Below are 270 nucleotides of genomic sequence, written 5' to 3' on the forward strand. Positions count from 1 at the left end.
TTGCATTTGGGTTTAATTATGTGATAATTTTTTTATTAAATCTGTATACGCTAAGATTTTTTTATAAGGATTTTAAAATAAAAATTTTCGACAAGAGAAACCTAAAAGAGTTTCAAGTATTATGGAAATTTAGTTTGCCGGCAATTTTGGCTGGAGTTATGATTGCTCCAGTTATTTGGCTTTGTAACTACTTACTAGTCAATCAGCCCAATGGTTACTATGAAATGGCAAGTTTTGATATTGCCAATCAATGGAGAAATACAGTTTTGT

The 270-nt window shown here is 29.6% G+C and carries 1 protein-coding gene; it reads left to right on the forward strand.

The window, feature by feature from the left end; all coding sequences use genetic code 11:
- Positions 1-270, forward strand: a 270-nt coding sequence (locus RMT89_RS43245) for a hypothetical protein (RefSeq protein ID WP_315889237.1), incomplete at both ends; no start/stop codon positions are given.

The sequence above is a fragment of the Streptomyces sp. P17 genome (genome assembly GCF_032436805.1).
Lineage (GTDB): Bacteria > Actinomycetota > Actinomycetes > Streptomycetales > Streptomycetaceae > Streptomyces.